The sequence below is a fragment of the Stappia sp. WLB 29 genome, from assembly GCF_023507705.1.
Lineage (GTDB): Bacteria > Pseudomonadota > Alphaproteobacteria > Rhizobiales > Stappiaceae > Stappia.
The window spans coordinates 247440-254194 of sequence record NZ_JALBGD010000008.1 but is presented as its reverse complement, the minus strand read 5'-3'; the positions used below and the strand labels follow the sequence as shown (position 1 = coordinate 254194).

Sequence of the window (6755 nt, the reverse complement as noted above, 5' to 3'; positions counted from 1 at the left end):
TTGGCCGGGGTGACGGCAGAGGGGATGCGAGGCCGTTGCCACTCTCACAGGCCGTCATTCCAGCCGCAGGCGAAGCCGGAGAGCCGGGAGCCAGAGGTGCCCTCAGCAGGCGTGAGGCGGGAGGGCGTCGCCTCCTTCCACGGCTGTCACGCCTGCGAAGGCAGGCGTCCAGTATCCGCCCGGGGCGGATGGTGGCGCTACGGCAGGAGCTTTTTCGCCTTCCGGCAAAACCGCAGAGGTTTCAGTCGCGGCCGTTCCGGGGGTACCGGTTCCCGGTCTTCGGCTGCGCCGAAACCGGGACGACACCCTGTGCGTGGAGTTCCCAGGGACGTGCCCTCGCAACCGCTCTGGCAGCCAATGGGCTCCGGGTCGCGCTGCGCTTGCCCGGGGTGACCTCGGTGGGGAGGCAAGTCTGTGCGCCCCTCCCCTCGCCCGCTCAGGCCACGCGCGAGAACAAGAGAGACCTCAAGAAAAAACCGGCGCAGGGGCGGTGGCCGCTGCGCCGGTGGGTCGTGGTGGGGTGCTGAAGCTTGAGAGAGGTACCGAGCCCCTTCCGACCTGGAAGCGCGTCGGCACCTCCAGCTTCAGGACGGCCGCACTGTCACTCCAGCTTCAGGACGGCCGCGCGGTTACTTCAGCTTGAGGAACAGGCCGGCGATGAGCCGGGCGCGCTCCACGAGGCTGTCGACCTCGATATGCTCGTTGAGCGTATGCAGGCCGGCGCCGCGCACGCCGATGGAGTCGAGCGTCGGGATGCCGAGCGCGCCGGTGAAGTTGCCGTCCGAGCCGCCGCCGGCGCTGCAATGGGTGAGGTCGAAGCCGAGTTCGCCGGCGATGCCGCGCGCGGTCTCGTAGACCGCGAGCGTGCCCTCGTCCGGCTCCCAGACCGGCCGGGTGACGCCGCGCGTCACCTCGATCACCACGTCGTTCTCCTCGCCGTTCAGCGCCAGCATGCGTTTCACGCCCTCGTCGAGGTCGTGCTGGCGCTTGGCCATCGACAGGACCTGCGCCTCGCAGGAGGAGGACACGCAGTTGACCCACTGGCCGGCATGGATGACGCCGACGGAGAAGGTGCAGTCTTCCGTGGTCATGGCCTCGATCTCGAGGATCTTGCGGGCCATGGCGGCAATCGCCGAGCGGCCGTCCTTCAGCGCCCAGCCGGCATGGCTCGGCCGGCCATAGGTCTTGACGTTGAAGCGGGCGATGGCGAAGCGCCCCGTGACGGCGGAGCCGTCGTGATGGGCGGGCTCGGGCACCAGGACGTATTTGTTCTTGCGCGCCTCCATCTCGATCAGCTCGCGGGTCGAGGGGGTGCCGACCTCCTCGTCCGGCGTGAACAGGACGGTGATCGGCAGCGGCGTCTCGATGCCGGCGAGCGCCAGCTGGCGCAGCACCTCGACGGTGACGAAGTTGCCGCCCTTCATGTCCTGGATCCCGGGGCCGTAGCAGCGCCCGTCCTCGACGCGCCAGGGGTTCTTTTCCAGCGTGCCGATGGGGTGGACGGTGTCGAGATGGCCGGAGACGAGGATGCCGGGCTTGCCGAAGTCCTTGTGCGGCAGGCGCGCGCGCACCGAGCCGCCGAAGCCCATGCGGCCGGGAATACGCTCGATCTCGGCGCCGGCGGCAGCAAGATCGTAGGCGGCAAGGTCCATCATCCGGTCGACGGCAGCGGCATCGTAGGTCGGGCTTTCGCACTCGATCCAGGGCCGGAGGCCGGCCAGCATCGTGTCCGTGTCGAACGGAAGGTCGAGATAGCTCATGGGAAGGTTCCTGAAACGGTTGCGGGACGTCAGAGCGGCATGCGCTTTTCGACGATGCGGGCCATGATGCTGGCGCCGACGGGAAGCATATCGTCGTCGAGCAGGAAACCGGGATTGTGGACCGGCACGTCGCCCTTGTGGCCGAGGGTGCAATAGGCGCCCGGCACGACCTTGAGCATGTCGGCGAAGTCCTCGCTGCCGGTCATCAGGTCCTTGGTGACCGTCGCCTTGGCCGCGCCGACGATCTCGCCCGCCGCCTCGCGATAGGCCTCGGCCAGGTCGGCGTCGTTCATCAGGACGTCGAAGGTCGGGCGCAGGTCGGCGACGATCTCGACCTGGTAGGCCTCGGCGAAGCCGGCGCAGATCTTTTCCGCGCGCTGGTGGATGACGTCGCGCACATGGTCGGAGAAGTAGCGGATGGTGCCCGAGATCACCGCCTTGTCCGGCACCACGTTGTAGGCCGAGCCGGAATGGATCTGGGTGACGGAGAACACCGCCGGCTCCGTCGCCTCGACATTGCGGCTGACGATGGTCTGCAGGTTCTGCACCAGTGCGCTGGCGATCACGATGGGATCGCGCGAGTGGTGCGGCATCGCACCGTGGCTGCCGACGCCGTTGACGGTGATGTCGAAGAAGGTGGCTCCCGCCATCGCCGGTCCCGGCTTGATGCCGAACTCTTCCGGCGGGGCGAGCGGGTTGTTGTGCATCCCGTAGATCTCGTCGCAGGGGAAGCGCTCGAACAACCCGTCGGCGATCATGGCGCGGGCACCGCCCAGCCCCTCCTCCGCCGGCTGGAAGATCAGCACCGCCGTTCCGGAGAAGTTGCGGGTGGAGGCGAGATAGCGCGCCGCGCCCAGCAGCATGGCGGTGTGGCTGTCGTGGCCGCAGCCATGGAAGGCGCCGGGGTTCTTGGACGCGTACGGCAGGTTGGTCAGTTCGTCCATCGGCAGGGCATCCATGTCGGCGCGCAGGCCGACCGTGCGCCCGCCCTCGCCGTTGCCCTTGACGACGCCGACGACGCCGGTCTTGCCGATGCCGGTATGGACCTCGTCGACACCCCACTTGCGCAGGAGCTCGGCGACGATGCCGGAGGTGCGGACTTCCTGGAACCCGATCTCCGGGTGCTCGTGGAAGTCGCGGCGGATGGCGGTGAGTTCGTCGGCGTAACCGGCGATCTGCGGCAATACGGGCATTTCCAAATCCTCCAGGTGTCGTTGTTGGCGCGTGGGATCAGGCCGTCCGCAGCTCGCGGAAATTGGCGAAATCCCAGGCGCGGCCGGGGGCGGCCTCGATGAGGGCGCGGGTATAGGGATGCTTGGGGTCGGCAAGGACCTTTTCGGCGGCGTCGTGCTCGACCACGCGGCCGTGCTGCATGACCACCACCTCGTCGCAGATCTGCGCGGCGACGCGCAGGTCGTGGGTGATGAAGAGAATGGCGATGCCGAGCTTCGCCTGGAGCTCGTCGAGCAGCTCCAGCACCTGCGCCTGCACCGACACGTCGAGGGCGGAGACCGCCTCGTCGGCGACCAGCACGTCCGGCTCCATGGCGATGGCACGGGCGATGGCGATGCGCTGGCGCTGGCCGCCCGAGAATTGGTGCGGGTAGCGGTCGACGGCATCGTCCGGCAGGCCGACCAGCTTCATCAGCTCGCGGGCTCTCGCCATCGCCGCGTCCTTGTCCGTGCCGAGGTTCAGCGGTCCCTCGATGAGGCTGCGGCCGACGGTCCAGCGCGGGTTGAGCGAGCGGAACGGATCCTGAAAGACGATCTGGATGTGCCGCCGGAACGGCCGCAGCTCGCGCCGCGACAGCTTGGCGATCTCCTTCTCGGCAACGCGGATGGAGCCGTCGGTCGGGTCGATCAGCCGCATGACGCAACGCGCCACGGTCGACTTGCCCGAGCCGCTCTCGCCGACGATGCCGAGCGTGCGGCCCTTCGGGATCGCGAAGGAGACCTCGCTCGCGGCAAGGGTTTCCTTGGTCTTGCGGAAGACGCCGTGCGAGCCGTAGATCTTCTGCAGCCCGTCGACGGAGATCACCGGCGCACCCTCCGGCACGGGCCGGGCGGCGCGCGGCGTCAGGCTCGGCACCGACTTCAGCAGGCGGCGGGTGTAGTCTTCCCTGGGCCGGCGCAGCAGCTCCTCCACCGGCGCATGCTCGACCAGCTTGCCGAGCTGCATGACGTGGACCGTGTCGGCGATCTCCGCGACCACGCCCATGTCGTGGGTGATGAACAGCACCGCCGTGCCGTGCTTTTCCTGCAACTCGGCGATGAGGCTGAGGATCTGCTGCTGGGTGGTGACGTCGAGCGCGGTGGTCGGCTCGTCGGCGATCAGGAGCTTGGGCTCCAGGATCAGCGCCATGGCGATCATGATGCGCTGGCGCTGGCCGCCCGACAGCTGGTGCGGATAGGAGCGGTAGATGCGCTCCACGTCCGGCAGGTGCACCTGGTTCATGATGTCGAGGACGCGGGCCTTCTTCTCCCGCGCCGGAAGCTTGGCGTGGGTGTCCAGCACCTCCTCGATCTGGGCGCCGACGCGCATGACCGGGTTGAGCGCGGTCATCGGCTCCTGGAAGATCATCGAGATCTTGCTGGCGCGCATGTCGCGCATCGCCTGGGGCGAGAATTCCAGCAGGTTGCGGCCCTCAAGGTCGATGCGGCCGCCGGCCACCTCGAGCGCGCCCTTGGGCAGCAGTCCCATGACGGCGAGCGAGGTCACCGACTTGCCGGAGCCGCTCTCGCCGACGAGGCAGACCGTCTCGCCCTCGCGGATCTGCAGCGAGATGCCGTCGAGGATCGGCTTGGCGGCGGGGTTGCCGGCAAGGCGCACCGTCAGGTCGGTGATGGTGAGGACGTTGGCGGCCTCGTCGAATGTGCGGGTCTTGAACAGCACGGTCAGGCCTCCCGCTTCTTCAGGCGCGGATCGAGCACGTCGCGGGCCGTGTCGCCGAGCAGGTTGATGGACAGGATGCACAGCGACAGCATCAGGCCCGGCCAGAAGATCAGCGAAGGCTTGAGCTGGAAGTAGACGCGGCCCTCGGCCATGATGTTGCCCCAAGTCGGGATCTCGGTGGAAACGCCGGCGCCGAGGAAGGAGAGGATCGCCTCGGTGAGGATGGCGGAGGCGCAGATATAGGTGCCCTGCACCGTCAGCGGCGCCAGGGTGTTGGGCATCAGGTGCTGCCACAGGATCTTGGGCATGGAGGAGCCGAGGGCGATGGCCGCCTCGACATAGGGTTCCTCGCGCGCCGACAGCACGACGGAGCGCACGAGGCGCACCACGCGCGGGATCTCGGGGATGGTGATCGCCGCCATCACCGACCAGATGCTCGGCCCGTTGAGCGCGACCAGCGCGATGGCCAGCAGGATCGAGGGGATCGCCATCAGGCTGTCCATGATGCGCATGATGATGGCGTCGGCCGTGCGGAAGAAGCCGGAGACGAGGCCGATCAGCAGGCCGATCAGCACGCTGACGACGGCCGCGCCGATGCCGATCAGCAGCGAGATGCGCCCGCCGGTGACGACGCGCGAGAGCACGTCGCGGCCATAGGCGTCGGTGCCCAGCGGATACATCTCGCTCGGCCCCTTGAGGCGCTGGACGGCGTCCATGGTCATGGGGTCGTGCGGCACGATGAGCGGCGCCAGCAGCGCCGAGGCGACGATCACCACGAGCACGAGCGCGGCGACGATCGGGCCGGCGCCGAGGCGCCAGCCGGCCGGCAGGGCGATGGCCCCGAACAGCCACTGCATGCGGGAGGCGGGTTGCGGGTCAGCCTGCATCGCGCGTCCTCCTTCGGGTCTCGGTATGGGACGCAAGGTCCGGGAACGGGCGGGCCATCAGTAGCGGATCCTCGGGTCGAACAGGGTGTAGGACAGGTCGATCAGCAGATTGATGAAGACGTAGAGACCGCTGGTCAGCAGGATCATCGCCTGGATGACGGGATAGTCGCGGGCCAGGATCGCATCGACCGTGAGCCGGCCGATGCCGGGGATGTTGAAGACGCTCTCGGTCACCACCACGCCGCCGATCAGCAGCGCGAAACCGGTGCCGATGATGGTCATGATCGGCACGGCCGCATTGCGCAGCGCATGGCGGAACAGGACGATGCGCTCGGCCACGCCCTTGGCGCGGGCGGTGCGGATATAGTCCTCGCCGAGCACTTCCAGCATCGAGGCGCGGGTCATGCGGGCGATCAGCGCCACGTAGATCGTCGCCAGCGTCAGGCAGGGCAGGATCGCCCTGGCGAGGAAGCGGCCGAAATCGTCGGACGGGGCGGCATAGCCCTGCACCGGCAGCCAGCGCAGCTCGATGGAGAAGACCTGGATGAAGATGTAGCCGATGACGAAGACGGGGATCGAGAAGCCGAGCACCGAAAAGCTCATCACCGCGTAGTCGGCCCAGGTGCGGTGCCGCCAGGCGGCGAGCACGCCCATCGGCACGGCGATGGCCACCGACAGCAGGATGGTCATGACGGCGATGTTGATCGTCGGCCAGATGCGCTGGCCGATCATCGTCGTGACCGGCGTGTTGGAGATCAGCGAGGTGCCGAGGTCGCCCTGCAGCAGCAGCCCCACCCAGGTGACGAACTGGATGTGCAGGGGCTCGGACAGGCCGAGCGAGGTGCGGATGCGCTCCAGCTGGGCGGGCGTCGCCATGTCGCCGGCGATGATCGCCGCCGGATCGCCCGGCGTCAGCCGCAACAGCAGGAAAACGAAGACGGCGACGATGATCATCACCGGGATGACGGCGAGGATGCGCCGCAGGATATAGCCTAGCATCGCGGGTTGCTGCTCCTGGACCTGGGTGCGCGGAACGGTCCGTTCCGCCGGACGTCGAGGTGCGAGGGCCTGCCGCTTGGCGCCGTCATGGGCGCGCCCACGGGACCGGGGCGCGGGCCGGCAGTGCCGGTCCGCATCGGGATCGCAGCCTGCGTCTGTTTCAAAAGACGCGTTTCACGGGACCTTGCGAGCCGTCCGCCCGGCCGCAAGGGCCGGG

At 68.3% G+C, this 6755-nt stretch carries 5 protein-coding genes; all 5 read right to left on the bottom strand.

Annotated elements, in window-relative coordinates; genetic code table 11:
• Window positions 1–629: 629 nt before the first annotated feature.
• From MNI96_RS16190 to MNI96_RS16170, 5 genes are read right to left on the bottom strand one after another with little or no spacing between them, the layout of a single operon-like run.
• Complete coding sequence (locus tag MNI96_RS16190) at window positions 630–1760, bottom strand: M20/M25/M40 family metallo-hydrolase (protein WP_249694822.1); 1131 nt, start codon at window positions 1758–1760, stop codon at window positions 630–632.
• A gap of 29 nt (window positions 1761–1789) precedes the next feature.
• Window positions 1790–2953, bottom strand: a complete 1164-nt coding sequence (locus MNI96_RS16185) for a M20 aminoacylase family protein (RefSeq protein ID WP_249694821.1) — start codon at window positions 2951–2953, stop codon at window positions 1790–1792.
• 37 nt (window positions 2954–2990) lie between these two features.
• Window positions 2991–4652: an ABC transporter ATP-binding protein gene (locus MNI96_RS16180; protein WP_249694820.1), complete on the bottom strand. Its 1662-nt coding sequence runs from the start codon at window positions 4650–4652 to the stop codon at window positions 2991–2993.
• A 2-nt stretch (window positions 4653–4654) separates the two neighbouring features.
• Window positions 4655–5539: an ABC transporter permease gene (locus MNI96_RS16175; RefSeq protein WP_502960349.1), complete on the bottom strand. Its 885-nt coding sequence runs from the start codon at window positions 5537–5539 to the stop codon at window positions 4655–4657.
• Between the two features lie 57 nt (window positions 5540–5596).
• Window positions 5597–6538 carry an ABC transporter permease gene (locus MNI96_RS16170; protein WP_249694819.1) on the bottom strand — a complete coding sequence of 314 codons (942 nt, stop codon included), beginning with the start codon at window positions 6536–6538 and terminating at the stop codon, window positions 5597–5599.
• Window positions 6539–6755 lie beyond the last annotated feature (217 nt).

Excerpts from the sequence above, each read along its gene's own strand:
- MNI96_RS16185 (WP_249694821.1), bottom strand. The coding sequence starts at position 2,953 with ATGCCCGTATTGCCGCAGATCGCCGGTTACGCCGACGAACTCACCGCC.
- MNI96_RS16190 (WP_249694822.1), bottom strand. The coding sequence starts at position 1,760 with ATGAGCTATCTCGACCTTCCGTTCGACACGGACACGATGCTGGCCGGC.
- MNI96_RS16170 (WP_249694819.1), bottom strand. The coding sequence starts at position 6,538 with ATGCTAGGCTATATCCTGCGGCGCATCCTCGCCGTCATCCCGGTGATG.
- MNI96_RS16175 (WP_502960349.1), bottom strand. The coding sequence starts at position 5,539 with ATGCAGGCTGACCCGCAACCCGCCTCCCGCATGCAGTGGCTGTTCGGG.